The organism is Methanothrix sp. (genome assembly GCA_029907715.1).
GTDB lineage: Archaea > Halobacteriota > Methanosarcinia > Methanotrichales > Methanotrichaceae > Methanothrix_B.
On record JARYLI010000054.1, the window covers coordinates 1 to 567 of the forward strand.

Sequence of the window (567 nt, forward strand, 5' to 3'; positions counted from 1 at the left end):
TCTTGCTTTTTGCCAGATGATCGCTGCCATGCAGCCCTTCGCCTGTTTTGTGGATTTTCATGTTTACCATGAAAGTGACCAATCTCGATTTTTGCAGATCATCGCCTCTACAACCAGAAACACTTTCATCCTTTTGGCACGCCTCTGCTGTTGCATGCGGTGTTTCAGTACATCCGAGATATATCGCCCGAAGCTCTCGATTCATTCTGCGATTCGAGCACACGACCTGTCCTCGGCATCTCCCCTGATGTTGATGGAGAAGTTGACTCAAGATCAAAGAATAAAAGGGTTGCGCATAACAGCAGAGGCTCGTGTGGTCGAATCGCCGGAGTGATAGCTCTGATCGCTTTTATCCATCTGATAACTTCTAGGGGCGATATTGGTTCCGGTATGCTGTCATGCCAAGTGAATGAAGCACATCCAGCAACCGGCTTGCATTAAAGTTGCTAAATACATAAGAGCGGCTCTGATTACCCAGACCAGATCCATTCGATCTCGCTTCATTCTTCAAACATACCGATCCGCCAAATCACGGGGATGAGACACAATGGCCGTTCGGACCTGTCC

Annotated in this window: 1 protein-coding gene; it reads left to right on the forward strand. The window is 48.1% G+C overall.

All coding sequences use genetic code 11. From position 1 onward, the window contains the following. Positions 1-334, forward strand: a 334-nt coding sequence (locus QHG98_09785) for a hypothetical protein (protein ID MDH7598001.1), incomplete at its 5' end; no start/stop codon positions are given. Positions 335-567: the final 233 nt, after the last annotated feature.